Consider the following 16,509-nt stretch of genomic DNA (forward strand, 5'->3'; position numbering starts at 1 on the left):
AACGGATTCGATGTATTGGGCTCGTTCGATTACCACACCAGGTCGGCGATCCCGCTCGACCGCTGTTCATGCCTGAGATGGCGTGCCTTTCCTGTGGCTGGCCCGGAAGGTGTTGCGGTAGGCCGACGGTGCGGTTCGCATTGACTTGGCGAAGTGGTGACGGAAGGTGACAACGGTCGCGAATCCGGCGGCGGTGGCGACTTCCTCTACCGGGGCATTGCTGCTTTCGAGCATTTCCAGGGCGGCTTGGATGCGCTGGGCGATCAGCCATTTGGTTGGTGTGGTGCCGGTTTCTCGGATGAAGTGGCGTAGGTAGGTGCGAGGGGAGAGGCCTGCGACTCTGGCCAGGTCGGCGACGGCGATCGGGTCGGCTAGGTGTTCGAGGGCCCATGAGAGACTGCGGGCTATGGGGGCATCGAGGGGTTCGGGGGGCACGGGTGACTCGATGTATTGAGCCTGGCCGCCCGTGCGGTGGGGCTGGATGACGAGGCGACGGGCGACCGCATTGGCGACGGCCGCACCCAGGTCGGTGCGCACCAGGTGGAGTGCCAGGTCGAGGCCGGCGGCGCAGCCCGCGCTGGTGAGGATGTCGCCCTCGTCGGTGTAGAGCGGTTCGGGGTCGACGTCCACAGCGGGGTAGCGCTCGCGCAGTAGGTCGGCGTATCGCCAGTGGGTGGTGGCTCGGCGGCCGTCGAGCAGGCCCGCGGCGGCGAGGGCGAAGGCGCCCGAGCAGATCGACACGATCCGGGAGCCGTTGCTGTGCGCCCGGCGGAGGGCGTCGATCAATTCCGGCGAGGTCTGCGCGCGTGGGTCGGCGACGCTCGGGACGACGACCGTATCGGCGGCGGCGAACTCGGCGAGACCGTACGGGCTGGTCATGGTCGCGCCGCCGATTACGCGGACAGGGTCGGGAGTTTCGGTGCAGATCTTCAGCTCGTACCAGGGCTGTTCGATATCGGACCAGGTCAGACCGAAGACCTCGATGACGATGCCGGTTTCGAACGCCGTCATCCCGTCGTAGGCCAGCACGGAAACAGAGCTCATGTCTAAATCTTAGCGATAGTCGTCATCTACGCCACTTCTCCCGATGACGCGGAAGTCAGACCATGGAGATATGTTGAAGCAACTGAAGGACTTCGCCCTCGGAATCCACGCCGCGAACGCGATCAGGCACGGCATCCGTCCGCCTGTCGAGGCTCGGCGCGGAAGCCGGAAGCCACAGTGCGGGAGCGAGTGCAGCCCCCGGTAACGGTCGCGGTTCGAGAACGGGCACGATCTGTCGTCGGGTATTCACCTGCGTCCGACCTGCGGTGTATTCCTCGCGTAATAGACTGGGTGACACCGAATCCTGGAAGGAACGATGTTTATGCGCGGGCGACAGCCGCCACCCGCGAAGTCCGGGATGGGGCTCGGGGGAAAGCTTCTGGTTCTCATCGTGCTCGGCTGGGTTGCCGTCGGGTTGCTCGCCGCTGGTCAGCGGCACCACTTCGCTCACCTGCCCAAGCAATGTTCGGACTGGGCGACCATCGCGGTCACGGCCGCGGCGGGGCCGGCGAACTACATCGGGCTCAATCCGCGTGTCACCGAATGCCAAGTGCCGCAACCGAGTCAATAGAGAAATGGCCGGGGAACCAGAGTTCCCCGGCCATCGATGCTCAGCCTTACGGTACCGGCGCGACCTCGCGCTGATCGGCCTGGATCTCGCGCAGCCGCGAGCCTTCGACGTCGATATCGGGCACGATCCGGTCCAGCCACTTCGGTATCCACCACGCCCACTTGCCCAGCAGCACAAGCAAAGCAGGAATGAGCACCATCCGGACGACGAACGCGTCCAAGGCCACGCCCGCCGCCAGCGCGAAGCCCATCGACTTGGCGGTGACATCGGATTCCAGCAGGAACGAACCGAACACCGAGATCATGATGATCGCCGCCGAGGTCACCACCCGCGCACCGTGGTGATAGCCCTTGATCACGGCGTCTGTGGGATCGGCACCGTGGACGTATTCCTCGCGCATGCGGGTCACCAGGAACACCTGGTAGTCCATCGCCAAGCCGAATACCAAGCCGATCAACATGATCGGTAGGAAGCTGACCAGCGGATGCGGGTCCTTGATCAGCCCGAGTTCGCCCTCCTGGAAGATCAGCACGGTCGCGCCGAAGGTGGCCGCCATCGACAACAGGAAGCCGAGCGCGGCGGTGAGCGGGACCAGGATCGATCGGAACACCAGGATCAGCAGGATGAACGCCGCGCCTGCCACGATCGCCATGTACGGAACGATCTTGCTCAGTAGTACATGGTCGATATCGGCGTAGATGGCGGTGGTTCCGGTGATGCCGTACGACATGTTGTACTGCTCGTTCAGATCGGATTCCGCATCGCGCGCCGACTGCACCAGATCCTTCGTCGACTGTGCGTTGGGTCCGGTCTTGGGGATGCCGTTGATCAGCGCACCCGCCCCGTCCTTGCTCATCTGCGGCTCGGTGACCAGATCCATGTCTGGGTAGGACTGCAGCTTGACGCGCAAGGCATTCAGCGCCGCCGGACGCTGGTCGGCGGGGGTGTCGCTGAGGTCGACGGCCACTTGGAGCACACCGTTGCTGCCCTCGCCGAAGCCTTCGGTGCGCAGGTCGTAGGCCTTCCGGACGGTGGTCGACTTGGGCAGGCTGTCCTCGCCGGGCAGGCCGAGGTTCAGGTTCAGCGCCGGTGCGGCGAGCAGGCCGAGCACCACGATGGCCAGGATCATCGTGACCGCGGGGAACTTGGCGATCACCCTGGCCACGCGGGTGCCGTTGGTGACGACACTGTCGTCCTCGGGATCGTGCTGGGCGATCACCGGCAGCTTCGGCTTGAACAGGGCCTTGCCGAACGCGCCGAGCAGCGCAGGCATCAGCGTGATGGCGGTGAGCACGGCGAACGCCGCGGCGATGGCGCCACCCAGGCCCATGAAGGTCAGGAATCTGACCCCGACGATGCTCAGCCCGACCAGCGCGATGATGACGGTGAGCCCGGCGAACACCACCGCCGAACCCGCCGTCCCCAACGCCGAGCCGACCGCTTCCTCGGCGGAATCCTGCACCGCCAGCTCATGTTTGTAGCGCGAGACGATGAACAGCGCGTAGTCGATCGAGAGCGCGATGCCGATCATCGAGGCGAGGAATGTGGTGAAGCTCGGCACCGACACCACCGACGTCGACAGGAAGATCAGCGAAGTCGCCGCGCCGAGTCCGACGATCGCGGTGATGATCGGCACGAACGCGGCGACGATCGCGCCGAACGCCACGATCATCACCACCAATGCCACAGCCATACCGATCATCTCGGACTTGCCGCTCGGCATTTCCTGTTCCATCGCGATGGTGCCGCTGATCTCGACCGTCAGTCCGGCCGCGCGGGCGGTGTCGCCCGCGTTGTAGGCGGCCTCGCGTTCCTCGGCGGTGATGTCGGCGAAGTCGGTGATCGTGAACGGGACGCTGAAGAACGCGACGGTGTCGGGCGCGGTCTTGTTCAGCACGTTCAGCGGGGCGCCGCTGCATGTCGACGGGTCGGGTTGCCCGGTGAGGCAACCCATTTCCTCGGTAGCGGTGATCGGATTCACGATCGGCTCGGCATGGTCGACAATGTCGAGTTGGTCGAGCTTGCCGATCAGCTCGTCGATCGCGGCCCGGTTGGCCGGGTCGGTGAGTTTCTGGCCCGCGGGCGCGCCCACGACATAGGTGCCGGTCACGGCGTCGAACGCGAAAGCCTCTGACATACCGGGGAAGTGCTTGTCGAGGATTTCGGTGGCCCGTTCCGAGGGCAGGTTCGGCATGCTGAAGTCATCGGTCATCGGCTTCTGCAACGAGGACCCGAGCCCCGCGAGCACCATGAAGAACAGCAACCAGACGGGCAGCACAATCCATTTGCGGCGGAAGGCCAGCTTGCCCCACCGGTAGAGATAGACAGACACGGTTCTTCTCCTCGTGGATCGGTGCAGAGCGCGGATCGGAGGTATAGCCGGGTCGAACTAGCCCTGAGTCTGCTGCCCGGCAACCGCGATATCAAGCACCGCCTCCAGCGCGGAGACCGAAAACAAACGGCCCCGCAATCCAGGAGCGGATTGCGGGGCCGTGCGGTTCAGTGACGGATCAGCCGACCGAAACCGGGTGTTTCACCGTCTCGACGGTCTCGTTGCGCAGCTGCTCGAGCTTCGCCCCTTCGACGTCGATATCGGGCACGATCCGGTCGAGCCACTTCGGCATCCACCAGGCCCACTTGCCCATGATCACCAGCAGTGCGGGGACGACGATCATGCGGACGATGAACGCGTCGATCGCCACACCGGCGGCCAGCGCGAAACCGAACGACTTGGCGGTGACGTCGGTTTCCAGGATGAAGGAGCCGAACACCGAGATCATGATGATCGCGGCCGAGGTCACCACGCGAGCACCGTGGTGGTAGCCGGAGACCATCGCGTCCTTGGGCGATTTGCCGTGCACGAATTCCTCGCGCATGCGGGTTACCAGGAACACCTGGTAGTCCATGGCCAAGCCGAACACCAAGCCGATCAACATGATCGGCAGGAAGCTGACCAGCGGCTGCGGATCCTCGATCAGCCCGAACTTGCCCTGCTGGAAGATCAGCACGGTCGCACCGAAGGTGGCGCCCATCGACAACAGGAAGCCGAGCGCCGCGGTGAGCGGGACCAGAATCGAGCGGAACACCAGGATCAGCAGGATGAACGCGGCACCGGCCACGATCGCCAGATACGGCAGGATCTTGCTGAGCAGCACGTGATCGACATCGGCGTAGATGGCGGTGGTGCCGGTGATGCCGTAGACCATGCCGTACTGCGCGTTCAGATCCGCTTCCGCGCCACGTGCTTCGGCGACCAGATCCTTGGTGTCCTGGTTGTTCGGACCAGACTTCGGGACACCGTTGAGCATGGCGCCCTGGTTGTCCTTGCTCCACACCGGCTCGGTGACGTAATCCATGCCCTCGTAGGACGCGAGCTTGGCACGCAGCGCATCGACCGCGCCCTTACGCTCGCCCTCGGGCGTCGCACTCAGGTCGGCGGCGACCATGAGGATGCCGTTGCTGCCTTCACCGAAGCCTTCGGTCCGCAGGTCGTAGGCCTTACGGATGGTGGAGGTCTTCGGCATGCTGTCGTCACCGGGCAGGCCCAGGTTCAGACCGGCGGCCGGTGCGGCGAGCGCACCCAGCACGAGCACCGACAGGATCAGTGCGACCCACGGCGCCTTGGCGATCACCTTGGCGAAACGCTGACCGTTGGTGACCGAGTTCTCGTCGTCGGGATCGTGCTGCGCCACGACCGGCAGCTTCGGCTTGAACAGCGACTTGCCGAAGGCGCCCATCAGCGCGGGCATCAGGGTGACGGCGGTGAGCACGGCGAACGCGGCGGCGATGGCGCCACCGAGACCCATGAAGGTCAGGAACTCCACGCCGACGATGCCGAGGGCGCCGAGGGCGATGATGACGGTGAGACCGGCGAACACCACGGCCGAACCGGCGGTACCGAGCGCGGTGCCAGCGGCTTCTTCGGCCGAATCACGCACGGCCAGTTCGTGTTTGTACCGGGAGACGATGAACAGCGCGTAGTCGATCGACAGCGCGATACCGATCATCGAGGCCAGGAAGGTGGTGAAGCCGGGCACCTCCATCACCGAGGTGCCGAGCATGATCAGCGAGGTCGCCGCGCCGAGGCCGACGATGGCGGTGATGATGGGCACGACCGCGGCGACGATGGCGCCGAAGGCCACCACCATCACGATCAGTGCGACACCCATGCCGATCAGTTCGGACTTGCCGCTCGGCTGTTCCTGCTTCATCGCGATCGAGCCGCTGAGCTCGACGGTGAGTCCGGCGTTGCGGGCTTCGGTGCCGACATCGAAGGCGGCATCGCGCTCGGTATCGGTCACATCGGTGACCGCCTTGATGGTGAACGGGACGCTGAGCACGCCGACGGTGTCGGGTGCGGTCTCGCTCAGCACGTTGAGCGGGGCGGACGAGCACTTCGACGGGTCAGGGGCGGCGAGGCAGCCCATCTCCTCGGTGGCTGCGACCGGGCTGGTCAGCTTCTTCTCGTGATCGACGATCGACAGGTCGTTCAGCTTGGCGATGAACGCTTCGATCGCGGCCCGGTTGGCCGGGTCGGTGAGCTTCTGCCCCTCCGGGGCGCCGATCACGTAGGTGCCGGTGACGGCATCCATCGAGAACTGCTCCGACATGCCTTCGAAGTGCTTGTCGAGGATCTCGTTGGCGCGAGCCGACGGGAGCTCGGGCATGCTGAAGTCGTTGGACATCGGCTTGCTCAGCATGGCGCCGAGGCCGCCGAGCAGCACGAACAGCAGTAGCCAGACCGGCAAGACAATCCATTTACGGCGGAAAGCGAACTTTCCCCATCTATACAGGTATACGGACACGCGGGTGCTCCTAGCGCGAAGAACGGGTGGGTGGCATGGCTCGTAGACAGCACTCGCGGGCCACCCCTGCGGGACCCGCCTCCACAACATCGTTTTCTGCCTACCGTGCGGTAGGTAGACTACCTAGGTGATAAGTGGAGGAGCAACCTCGATATCGGGGGCTCCGGATGCGTCACACCGAATCATGGGAGGATTGCCGCCATGCCCGCCCGAGACATCGCCGACACCGTCACCGCAGGTGGGGGTACCAAACAGGCGATCCGAGACGCCGCGGTTGCGCTGTTCGCCGCCAAGGGTTTCGAGCAGACGAGCCTGCGCGAGGTCGCGGATGTGGTGGGAATCACGAAGGCTTCGCTCTATTACCACTACGCTTCGAAGCTCGATCTGCTCCTCGCGATCATCGATCCGATCATCGATCACATGCGCGACATCGTCGAAGACATCGACGCCGTGCCCTATGACGACGAGGGTATCCGCGCGGTCCTGCGCACCTATCTGCGCGGCATGATCCGCCACCGCGCCGCGGGAGCGCTCTGCGTGCGCGATACCGCCGCCATCGTCAACGCCATCGCCGACCGCTACCCCGACCTGATGGAACCCACCCGTGAGCTGCGGCTGTGGCTGGCCGGGCCCGACCCGACCCAGAACTCGATGCTGCGCGCCGCTGCCGCCATCGAGGTGCTCGGGGTGGCGCTGTTGTCCTCGGAGCTGGCGCCGGGCGCCACCGACGAGATGGTCGAGAAGACTCTCCTGGACGCGGCAACCTGCGTACTGACCGCGTGCGGCACCGCGTAAGTTCGACACCGTGCATATCACCGCCAGGGTCGATTACGCGGTGCGAACGCTGCTCGAGCTCGCTGCGGCCGATGGAGTCGTCAAGTCCGAGGCCATCGCCGCCGCCGCGCAGATCCCACCGAAGGTGCTGGAAACGGTGCTGGCCGAACTGCGTCGCGCCGAGCTCGTGCTGAGCAGGCGAGGGCCCGACGGCGGGTATCGCCTCGGCAGGCCTGCGACGGAGATCTCGGTGGCCGATGTGATCCGCGCGGTGGAGTCGCCGCTGGCGTCGGTGCGCGGGCAGCGGCCCGAAGACGTCCGATATCCCGGTGCGGCGGAGCCGTTGCAGCAGGTGTGGATCGCGCTTCGGGTCAATATCCGGGCCGTGCTGGAGAACGTCTCCATCGCCGATATCGCCGCCGACCGACTGCCCGATTTCATCGGTGAGCTGGTCGCCGACCCCGGCGCGTGGGCACGTCGTGAACCGCGCACACCGGCAGGCGCCTGAGTTATCCACAGGCTGAGAGTTATCCACAGGGCTGGTAAAAGTACGGGGCGCGGGTCATCGCCGCGCTGTAGCCTTCGTCCATCATGTTGATCTCCCTGCTACGGACCTACTTGGCCCCGTACCGCGCTCAGCTGGCGGGTGTCCTCGTACTCCAGCTGATCTCGGTTATCGCGATGCTCTACCTGCCCAGTCTCAATGCCGACCTCATCGACAACGGGGTCACCAAGGGCGATATCGGTTACATCTGGACCACCGGATTGTGGATGCTCGCGGTGAGCTGCGTGCAGATCGTGGCCTCGTCGGCGTCGGTGTACTTCGGCGCGCGGGCGGCGATGGGTGCCGGTCGGGATATGCGCGGTGGCGTGCTGCACCGGGTGGAAACGTTCTCGGCCAGGGAGGTCGGGATGTTCGGCGCGCCGTCGCTGATCACCCGCTCGACCAACGATATCCAGCAGGTCCAGCTGCTCATCGTGATGTCGGTGACGATCCTGGTGATGGCGCCGATCATGTGCGTCGGTGGCGTCATCATGGCGGTGCGTGAGGATCTCGAGCTGTCGTGGTTGCTGTTGATCGCGGTGCCCGCCCTTGCTCTGTCGATGGGCACGATCGTGACCAAGATGGTGCCGGGGTTCCGGGAGATGCAGGCCCGGATCGACAGCGTGAACCGGGTGTTGCGCGAGCAGATCACCGGCATCAGGGTGGTGCGCGCGTTCGTGCGTGAGCGGCAGGAGATCTGGCGCTTCGGGATGGCCAATACCGCGCTCACCGATGCTTCGCTGCGCGTCGGCAAGCTGATGGCGTTGATGTTCCCGACCGTGATGTTGATCAGTAATCTGACCGCAGTCGGGGTGATCTGGTTCGGCGGTCACCATGTGGACAACGGCACGATGCAGATCGGCTCGCTCACCGCGATGCTCTCCTATGTCATGCAGATCCTGATGGCCGTCATGATGGCCTCGTTCCTGGCGATGATGGCCCCGCGTGCGGCCGTCTCCGCCGATCGGATCGGCGCGGTGCTCGAGACCGAGTCCTCGGTTCGCCCGCCCCGGCTGCCGCAGGTGTTCAAGGGCGATCCGGCAACGGTCGACATGCAGTTCGCGGAATTCGCCTACCCCGGCGCGGAGAAGCCGGTGCTGCGCGGTATCCGATTCCAGGCCACACCCGGTACCACCACTGCCGTCGTCGGTTCGACCGGCGCGGGCAAGACCACACTGATCAACTTGATCCCGCGCCTGATCGACGTCACCGACGGCGCGGTCTACGTCGGCGGCACCGACGTGCGCCACCTCGACCTCGAACTCCTACGGAGTGAGATCGGATTGGTGCCGCAGAAGGCCTACTTGTTCTCCGGCACCATCGCGACCAACCTGCGCTACGGCAAGCCCGACGCCACCGACGAAGAACTCTGGCACGCGCTCGAGGTCGCCCAGGCGGCCGATTTCGTGAGTGAGATGCCGCAGGGTCTCGACACTCCGGTGGCCCAGGGCGGCACCACGGTCTCGGGCGGTCAGCGCCAGCGGTTGTGTATCGCCCGCGCGCTGGTGCGTCGGCCGCGCGTCTACCTGTTCGACGATTCGTTCTCCGCGCTCGATGTCGCCACCGACGCCCGGCTGCGCGCCGCGCTGAAGCCCGAGACCGCCGACGCGTCGGTGATCATCGTGGCCCAGCGGATTCAGACGATTCGCGATGCCGACCAGATCGTCGTGCTCGAAGACGGTGCGATGGCGGGCATCGGTACCCATGACCAATTGATGCAGCGCTGCTCGGAGTACCGCGAGATCGTCGAGTCCCAGCTGAGCGTGGAGGAAGCCCGATGAGGCCAGGTGGACCCGTTCCCGGAGCGCCGGGAACGAAGGCCAAGTCGTTCAAACCGTCGCTGAAGCGACTACTGCGCAGGCTGACTCCCGAGAGGTTCACCGTCGGCCTGATCGTCGCGCTGGTGATCGCCTCCGTGGTGCTCAATACGCTCGGCCCGTATCTGCTCGGCAAGGCGACGAACCTGGTGTTCGACGGCTTCGTCGGCAAGCAGCTCGAACCCGGGCTCACCAAGGACCAGACCATCGAGCTGCTGCGCGGGCAGGGCCAGACCACCCGCGCCGACATGCTCTCGGCGATGAACGTGGTCCCCGGTACCGGCATAGATTTCGACGCTGTCGGGCGCGTGCTGATGCTCGTGCTCGCGCTGTACGTGGCCGCCGCGGTGTTCGGGTGGCTGCAGGGCTACCTGCTCAATATCGCCATCAACCGGACCGTGAAGCGGCTGCGCGACGACGTGGAGCAGAAGCTGCACCGGCTGCCGCTGCGCTATTTCGACACCGCACCACGCGGTGACGTGCTCAGCCGTGTCACCAACGATGTCGACAACATCTCGCAGACCTTGCAGCAGACGATGAGTCAGCTGTTGGTCTCGCTGTTCTCGGTGGCAGGCATTCTGATCATGATGTTCTGGATCTCGCCGCTGCTGGCGCTGATCGCGCTACTCACCGTGCCCGCCGCGATCGTGGTCACCGCGCAGATCGCCAAGCGATCCAAGCCGCACTTCGTCAACCAGTGGAAGTTCACCGGTGAGGTGAACTCCTCGGTGGAAGAGGCCTACACCGGCCACGAAATCATCACCGCGTTCGGTCGCGGTCGTGAGGTCGGCGAGGAATTCGACCACCGCAATCAGAAGCTCTACGACGCGAGCTTCAAAGCGCAGTTCATCTCCGGCCTGATCATGCCTGCCATCATGTTCCTCGGAAACGTGAACTTCGTGTTCATCGCGCTGATCGGCGGGCTGCGGGTGGCCACGGGCAACCTGTCGCTCGGCGAAGTGCAGGCGTTCATCCAGTACTCGCGCCAGTTCAGTCAGCCGCTCACCCAGATCGGTGCGATGGCGAACCTGCTGCAGTCCGGCGTCGCCTCAGCGGAGCGGATCTTCGAGATCCTCGATGCCGAGGAACAGAGTCCCGATCCGCTGGTGGAGATCTCGCGCCCGGTGGATCGTGGGCGGGTGGAGTTCGAGGCGGTGTCGTTCGGCTACAGCCCGGAAACGCCTGTCATCGAACGGCTTTCGCTGGTCGCCGACCCCGGTCACGTGGTCGCCATCGTCGGCCCCACCGGCGCGGGCAAGACCACCCTGGTGAACCTGCTGATGCGCTTCTACGAACTCGACGCGGGCACCATCGCGATCGACGACGTCGACATCACCACCATCACTCGCGACCATCTGCGCTCGCGCATCGGCATGGTGTTGCAGGACACCTGGCTGTTCAAGGGCACCATCCGCGAGAACATCGCCTACGGCAACCCGACGGCCTCGGAAGCCGACATCCAGGCCGCTGCCCGCGCTGCCTACGTGGACCGGTTCGTGCACTCGCTGCCCAACGGGTACGACACGGTCATCGACGAAGAGGGCGGCGGGGTGAGCGCGGGCGAGAAACAGCTGATCACGATCGCCCGCGCGTTCCTGGCCAAGCCGTCGATCCTGATCCTGGACGAGGCGACCAGCTCGGTCGACACCCGCACCGAGTCGCTGGTCCAGCATGCCACCGCGGCCCTGCGCCGCGATCGCACCAGTTTCGTGATCGCGCATCGTCTGTCGACGATTCGAGACGCGGATCTGATCGTCGTGATGGACAAGGGGCGCATCGTCGAACACGGCACCCACGACCGGCTGCTCGCCGAGCGCGGACCGTACTACAACCTGTACAACGCCCAGTTCGCGGCGGCTCAGTAAGACCGCGGTCTCCGCCCTGGCACGATGGGGCGGTGGCCGACAGCAGCGAGTTCTCCTTCGAAGTAGGCACCCGTCTCGACGGGGGCAGGCATGGTCGGACCGGGGTGATCGGCACCCCGCACGGCGAGATCGCCACGCCCGCTTTCATCCCGGTGGGAACGAAGGCTTCGGTGAAGGCTGTCCTGCCGGAGACGATGAAGGAGATCGGGGCACAGGCGCTGCTGGCCAATGCCTATCACCTGTACCTGCAGCCCGGCTCCGATGTGGTCGACGATGCGGGTGGGCTCGGCAAGTTCATGAACTGGCAGGGGCCCACCTTCACCGACAGCGGTGGGTTCCAGGTGATGTCGCTGGGGGTCGGGTTCAAGAAGGTCCTTGCCATGGAGGCCGTGGATATCCGGTCCGACCAGGTGATCGCGGCAGGCAAGGAGCGGCTGGCCACCGTCGACGACGACGGGGTCACCTTCCGTTCGCATCTGGACGGTTCGAAGCATCGATTCACGCCCGAGGTGTCGATGGGGATCCAGCACCAGCTGGGGGCCGACATCATGTTCGCCTTCGACGAGCTGACCACCCTGATGAACACCCGCGGCTATCAAGAGAAGTCGTTGCAGCGCACGCACGAATGGGCACAGCGTTGTATCGACGAACACGAACGGCTCACCGCCGCGCGCGGTCATCGGCCGTACCAGGCGCTGTTCGCGGTGATCCAGGGCGCGCAGTACGAAGACCTGCGGCGCAAGGCTTGTCGTGAGCTGGAGACGATCCGGGGTAGTGGCGGAACGGAATTCGACGGCTACGGCATCGGCGGTGCCCTGGAGAAACACAACCTCGGCACGACCGTCGGGTGGTGCTGTGATGAGCTGCCCGAATCCAAACCGCGCCACATGCTGGGAATCAGCGAGCCGGAGGACATGTTCACCGCGATCGAGAACGGGGCGGACACCTTCGACTGCGTCAATCCGTCACGGGTGGCGCGCAATGCCGCGATCTACGTCGACGAGGGTCGTTTCAACATCAACACCGCGCGGTTCCGTCGGGACTTCACTCCGATCGACGAGAACTGCGACTGCTACACCTGCGCGCACTACACCCGCGCCTACCTGCATCACCTGTTCAAGGCCAAGGAGATGCTCTCGGCGACGCTGTGCACGATTCACAACGAGCGCTTCACGATTCGGCTCGTCGATCGGATCAGGGAGAGCATCGAGGGCGGGTACTTCGATGAGTTCAAGAAGGAGTTCTTGGGGCAGTGGCGGGGTCGGATCAAGGTGCCGGGGGAGTAGGCGGCGGATCTTCCGATCCGCCGCCGGCACTGCGAACTAGTCGTGGAGTGCGTCGACCTTCGCCGGGGCGTAAGTCGGTTCGGTCTTCTTGAGGATCGCGATGACGCGGTAGGTGATCGGCATGACGAGTACCTCGCACAGGGTTTTCCACAGGAAGCCGACGATGACGTAGTTGATGAACGACTGCCAGGTGTTGATGCCGATGGCGGTGGCGGCGATCGAGCAGAAGATCAGGGTGTCGGCGAACTCGCCCACGACGGTGGAGCCGATCAGGCGGGCCCACAGGTGCTTTTCCTTGGTGCGCTCTTTGATCAGCACCAGGGTGGCCGAGTTGAGCAACTGGCCGACGAAGTAGCCGGCGAGACCGGCGAGCACCAGTTGGGGGGTGGTGCCGAGGACCGTGCGGAAGGCTTCCTGGTTCTCGTAGAAGCCGGCGGGGGGCAGCTGGATGGCGATATAGAAGCAGCCGACGGTGAGCAGTAGCGCGCCGAAACCGGTGTAGATGGCGTGGCGGGTGGCGCGGAAGCCGTAGACCTCGCTGAGCACGTCGCCGAGGATGTAGGCCAGCGGGAACAGGAAGAAGGCGCCGTCGGTCGCGATCGGCAGGACCTGGATCGGGCCGAGCATCACCGAACTGTCGGTGAAGAACTCCACGCCCTTGGTGGCACAGATGTTGGAGATGATCAGCGTCGCGGTGAACAGGGCGACGATTACCGGATAGAACCCCCGCGCAACCTGGGCGAATGCCGCATGTTCCGGCGCGGGGTGCCCAGATTCAGCTGGTTTGTCGAGCGAGTTTGTATCAGTCACGGCCCCTATTCTCCCAAGGAAGCGATGCGTCACGGTGGCCGGTTGTGGAATACGCTGTCGTTATGACGAATCCCGGCGATTCCGACGAGTGGTGGAAGCAGTACGGCGGCTCCGGCGTGTCTCCGGAGTCCGGCGCGCCGGGTTCGGTGCCGCAGCATCCGACCGCCCAGCCGTCGCAGCCTTCCCAGTACCCGTCGTCGCCGCAGTATCCCCAGCAGCCGGCGCCGCCCCCCTCGCAGCCGCAGTACCCGCAGCAGCCGCCGTCGCAGCCGCAGTACCAGCAGCCCAGCCAGCCGCAGTATCCGCAGCAGCCGCCCGTGTACGGGCAGCCTCCTGCCTACGGCGGTTATCCGGCCGCGGGTGCCTATCAGCCGTACGGGCAGTACCCGCAGCCGCAGGGCACCAACGGGCTGGCGATCGGCGCGCTGGTCTCCTCGCTGCTCGGCCTGTGCAGCTGTGGCCTCGGCGCGGTCGTCGGCATCATCCTCGGTGTGATGGCGCTCAACCAGATCAAGGAGCGCGGCGGCGAGGGTAAGGGCATGGCGCAGGCAGGCATCTGGATCGGTGTCGCCGCGATCGTGGGCTGGATCCTCTACATCCTGTTCTTCGTGGTGCTCGGCATCGCCGGTGGCCTGGATTCGTCCACGACCTACTGAGTTCGAAACGCAGCAGGGGCGCTTCCGGAATCCGGAAGCGCCCCTGCTGTTTTTGCCAGGTGAAGGGAATCAGCCCTTGACGACCTGCGTGCCGCCGGCGAACTTGTCGTGCCAGCCCTGCTTGTTCGGGTCGTTGCTGATCGTGACCATGATGTAGATGGCCAGGCCGAGGCTGACGAGGCCGCCGACGCAGGGGATCAGGCCGACGATCGTGAACAGGTTGCGCTTGAGAGACTGCTCGGGCGTCACGCTCGGCGCACCGCCGGGGGCGAGCACGCGCAGGCCGAGGATCTTCTTGCCCAGTGACTGACCATTCTGCGTGACCTCCATGGCCACGAAGTAACCGTAGATGGCCAGCGACAAGATCAAACTGGTGAGGATCTGGCCGCCGGTGCCACTACCGACGATGAGCCCGAGCAGGATCGCGACGGGGATGCCGACGATCAGGTAATCGATCAGACGCGCACCGATCCGGATTCCCAGGTCGGCAGGCTGCACGCCGCCGAAGCCCTGCTGCTGACCGAACTGGTCCTGCTGCGGGTAGGCCTGCTGCTGACCGTACGGGTCCTGCCCGTAGGCCGGCTGCTGCTGACCGTAGGGGTCCGGCTGGCCGTAACCGGGCTGGGGTGCCCCGCCGTGTCCGGGCTGGCCGTACGGCTGCTGCTGGCCGTAGCCCGGCTGCGGCTGCTGCTGGCCGTAGGGGTCCTGGCCGTAGCCGCCGGGCTGACCGCCCTGCGGGTACTGGTTGGGGTCGTAACCACCGCTGGTCATAATCTCAGTCCTCGTATTGATCTTCTAGATCGGTCGATGCGTACGTTACGGACATCCCTCTGGTCGGAACAACCCGATAGGCTCGAGTATCCACGGTTTCTCAGGGATGCGTGCGGGGTCGAAAACTTCGCGTAGTTCGGCAGTGGTCCGTGCGGTATATCCGAGGGACTCCGTGATCGCCGCCACCACGTCCTCGGGAGTGTGACCGAGGGCGCGTTGATCCGAAAGGCTCACGGCCCCGTCACGTTTCGCGAGCCGCTTGCCTTCTTCGTTGAGCACGAGCGGTACGTGGGCGTAGGTCGGAGCGGTGAGTCCGAGCAGGTCCGCGAGATAGGCCTGGCGCGGGGTGGACGGCAGGAGGTCGTCACCGCGAACCACCTGGTCAACGCCTTGAGCGGCGTCGTCGACGACGACGGTGAGGTTGTAGGCGGGGATGCCGTCGCCGCGGCGCAACACCAAATCGTCGACAGCGCCCCGATATCGGCCGTGCAGCAGATCGGTGATCTCGTACTCGGTGACCTCGGCGCGCAATCGCACAGCGCCGGTGCGCCCTTCGGCCCGCTTGGCCGCGCGCTGGGCCTCGCTCAGCTGACGGCAGGTGCCGGGGTAAGCGCCCATCGGCCCGTGCGGCGCGGTGGCGGCCTGCTGGATTTCGCGTCTGGTGCAGAAGCATTCATACGTGCGTCCGGCGGCGGTGAGTTCGGCGACAGCGGCCGCGTAGATCGGCAGTCGGTCGGATTGGTAGACCACCGGGCCGTCCCAATCGATACCGATCGCGGCGAGGTCGTCGAGCTGGCGCTGCGCGGCACCGGGCCGAACGCGGTCCAGATCGTCGACACGAATCAGGAACTCGCGCCCCGAGGTTCGCGCGAAAAGCCAGGCGAGCACCGCGGTACGCAGGTTTCCCACGTGCAGCTCGCCCGAAGGGCTCGGCGCGTAGCGGCCCGCGCCTCGACTCGTTGGCACCCCTCGATCCTAGGTGGGCTCTCGGCACAGCCGCGTCCGTAGTCGTTCCTCGGCGATGGCGTCACCGGTATCGAGCGCGACGAGCAGCTCCTGCGCGTGCGCGATGAGCCCGGCGCGGTCGACATCGTGCTGCTGGGCATTCGCCGGATAGGACTCGAGCCGGTCACTCGCGCGGCGCAGTAGAGTACCCGCGCCTTTGGCGTTGCCCCGCTGGATGTGGGTGAGCCCGACGGCGTACTGGGCCAGCCCCTGCCAGAGCATCCGTTCGGCAACCGGCCCGTTCTTCCACGCTGCCTCCAATACCTCGTGGGCATTGAATGCCAACCCGTCGTCCAGCAGTTGCTGAGCGAAAGCCAGAGTTTGCTGGGGCCCGAGCTCGAGATCGTCGGGAATTCGGGCGACTCCGGAGCTGCCGGGAGGCAGCGGTCGGCCGAGGCGGTCGCGGGGACGGTCGTTACGGGCACGACCTGCGGTGTCACGGTCACGGGAGATCATTCCCCCATGATCCACGTCTGCCCTCGATGGTGCTCATGTGACTGTTGGGGCGCTCGAGAAATTGACGTATCACGGACTAATCACATGGAAGTAATTGGGGATGTG

General features: G+C 65.3%; 14 protein-coding genes. 7 read left to right on the forward strand and 7 right to left on the reverse strand.

Annotation, left to right across the window (positions count from 1 at the left end; translation table 11 throughout):
• Nucleotides 1-66: 66 nt before the first annotated feature.
• Nucleotides 67-1,044 carry a GlxA family transcriptional regulator gene (locus IBJ82_RS08625; RefSeq protein ID WP_194825442.1) on the reverse strand — a complete coding sequence of 326 codons (978 nt, stop codon included), beginning with the start codon at nucleotides 1,042-1,044 and terminating at the stop codon, nucleotides 67-69.
• A 322-nt stretch (nucleotides 1,045-1,366) separates the two neighbouring features.
• Between IBJ82_RS08625 and IBJ82_RS08630 the strand changes: the two genes are divergently transcribed.
• Nucleotides 1,367-1,615, forward strand: a complete 249-nt coding sequence (locus IBJ82_RS08630; protein WP_228536812.1) for a hypothetical protein — start codon at nucleotides 1,367-1,369, stop codon at nucleotides 1,613-1,615.
• Between the two features lie 46 nt (nucleotides 1,616-1,661).
• On the opposite strand, the gene IBJ82_RS08635 is transcribed toward IBJ82_RS08630, so the two are convergent.
• On the reverse strand, nucleotides 1,662-3,947 hold the full coding sequence (locus tag IBJ82_RS08635; protein WP_194825443.1) for an MMPL family transporter: 2,286 nt from the start codon (nucleotides 3,945-3,947) through the stop codon (nucleotides 1,662-1,664).
• A gap of 178 nt (nucleotides 3,948-4,125) precedes the next feature.
• Nucleotides 4,126-6,420, reverse strand: coding sequence for an MMPL family transporter (locus IBJ82_RS08640; protein ID WP_194825444.1), 2,295 nt, complete (start codon nucleotides 6,418-6,420; stop codon nucleotides 4,126-4,128).
• Nucleotides 6,421-6,621: 201 nt separating this feature from the next.
• Here IBJ82_RS08640 and IBJ82_RS08645 point away from each other — a divergent pair, with 201 nt between their 5' ends.
• From IBJ82_RS08645 to tgt, 5 genes are all read left to right on the forward strand, one after another.
• Nucleotides 6,622-7,215 (forward strand): TetR/AcrR family transcriptional regulator, encoded by a 594-nt coding sequence (locus tag IBJ82_RS08645; protein WP_194825445.1) that lies wholly within the window; start codon nucleotides 6,622-6,624, stop codon nucleotides 7,213-7,215.
• A gap of 10 nt (nucleotides 7,216-7,225) precedes the next feature.
• Nucleotides 7,226-7,702: an Rrf2 family transcriptional regulator gene (locus IBJ82_RS08650; RefSeq protein WP_056822080.1), complete on the forward strand. Its 477-nt coding sequence runs from the start codon at nucleotides 7,226-7,228 to the stop codon at nucleotides 7,700-7,702.
• An 83-nt stretch (nucleotides 7,703-7,785) separates the two neighbouring features.
• A complete protein-coding gene (locus IBJ82_RS08655; protein ID WP_194825446.1) occupies nucleotides 7,786-9,519 on the forward strand; it encodes an ABC transporter ATP-binding protein in 1,734 nt (577 codons plus the stop codon).
• Nucleotides 9,516-11,420, forward strand: a complete 1,905-nt coding sequence (locus IBJ82_RS08660; RefSeq protein ID WP_194825447.1) for an ABC transporter ATP-binding protein — start codon at nucleotides 9,516-9,518, stop codon at nucleotides 11,418-11,420. The genes IBJ82_RS08655 and IBJ82_RS08660 overlap by 4 nt, the downstream gene beginning before the upstream one ends.
• A gap of 32 nt (nucleotides 11,421-11,452) precedes the next feature.
• Complete coding sequence (gene tgt / locus IBJ82_RS08665; RefSeq protein WP_194825448.1) at nucleotides 11,453-12,706, forward strand: tRNA guanosine(34) transglycosylase Tgt; 1,254 nt, start codon at nucleotides 11,453-11,455, stop codon at nucleotides 12,704-12,706.
• A 36-nt stretch (nucleotides 12,707-12,742) separates the two neighbouring features.
• Here tgt and IBJ82_RS08670 read toward each other — a convergent pair whose 3' ends face one another.
• Nucleotides 12,743-13,516, reverse strand: a complete 774-nt coding sequence (locus IBJ82_RS08670; protein WP_370585227.1) for a queuosine precursor transporter — start codon at nucleotides 13,514-13,516, stop codon at nucleotides 12,743-12,745.
• A 62-nt stretch (nucleotides 13,517-13,578) separates the two neighbouring features.
• Between IBJ82_RS08670 and IBJ82_RS08675 the strand changes: the two genes are divergently transcribed.
• Complete coding sequence (locus IBJ82_RS08675) at nucleotides 13,579-14,172, forward strand: DUF4190 domain-containing protein (RefSeq protein WP_194825449.1); 594 nt, start codon at nucleotides 13,579-13,581, stop codon at nucleotides 14,170-14,172.
• A gap of 69 nt (nucleotides 14,173-14,241) precedes the next feature.
• Here the strand turns inward: IBJ82_RS08675 and IBJ82_RS08680 are convergent, their stop codons facing one another.
• From IBJ82_RS08680 to IBJ82_RS08690, 3 genes are read right to left on the reverse strand one after another with little or no spacing between them, the layout of a single operon-like run.
• Complete coding sequence (locus IBJ82_RS08680; protein WP_194825450.1) at nucleotides 14,242-14,943, reverse strand: RDD family protein; 702 nt, start codon at nucleotides 14,941-14,943, stop codon at nucleotides 14,242-14,244.
• Between the two features lie 45 nt (nucleotides 14,944-14,988).
• On the reverse strand, nucleotides 14,989-15,909 hold the full coding sequence (gene gluQRS / locus IBJ82_RS08685) for a tRNA glutamyl-Q(34) synthetase GluQRS (protein ID WP_194825451.1): 921 nt from the start codon (nucleotides 15,907-15,909) through the stop codon (nucleotides 14,989-14,991).
• A 9-nt stretch (nucleotides 15,910-15,918) separates the two neighbouring features.
• Nucleotides 15,919-16,404 carry a DUF309 domain-containing protein gene (locus IBJ82_RS08690; protein WP_194825452.1) on the reverse strand — a complete coding sequence of 162 codons (486 nt, stop codon included), beginning with the start codon at nucleotides 16,402-16,404 and terminating at the stop codon, nucleotides 15,919-15,921.
• Nucleotides 16,405-16,509: the final 105 nt, after the last annotated feature.

The sequence above is a fragment of the Nocardia sp. XZ_19_231 genome (genome assembly GCF_015355705.1).
Taxonomy (GTDB): Bacteria; Actinomycetota; Actinomycetes; order Mycobacteriales; family Mycobacteriaceae; genus Nocardia; species Nocardia salmonicida.

Coding starts and splice junctions, on each gene's coding strand:
- IBJ82_RS08645 (WP_194825445.1), top strand. CDS start 6,622: ATGCCCGCCCGAGACATCGCCGACACCGTCACCGCAGGTGGGGGTACC.
- IBJ82_RS08690 (WP_194825452.1), bottom strand. CDS start 16,404: ATGATCTCCCGTGACCGTGACACCGCAGGTCGTGCCCGTAACGACCGT.
- IBJ82_RS08680 (WP_194825450.1), bottom strand. CDS start 14,943: ATGACCAGCGGTGGTTACGACCCCAACCAGTACCCGCAGGGCGGTCAG.
- IBJ82_RS08655 (WP_194825446.1), top strand. CDS start 7,786: ATGTTGATCTCCCTGCTACGGACCTACTTGGCCCCGTACCGCGCTCAG.
- IBJ82_RS08660 (WP_194825447.1), top strand. CDS start 9,516: ATGAGGCCAGGTGGACCCGTTCCCGGAGCGCCGGGAACGAAGGCCAAG.
- IBJ82_RS08625 (WP_194825442.1), bottom strand. CDS start 1,044: ATGAGCTCTGTTTCCGTGCTGGCCTACGACGGGATGACGGCGTTCGAA.
- IBJ82_RS08630 (WP_228536812.1), top strand. CDS start 1,367: ATGCGCGGGCGACAGCCGCCACCCGCGAAGTCCGGGATGGGGCTCGGG.
- IBJ82_RS08675 (WP_194825449.1), top strand. CDS start 13,579: ATGACGAATCCCGGCGATTCCGACGAGTGGTGGAAGCAGTACGGCGGC.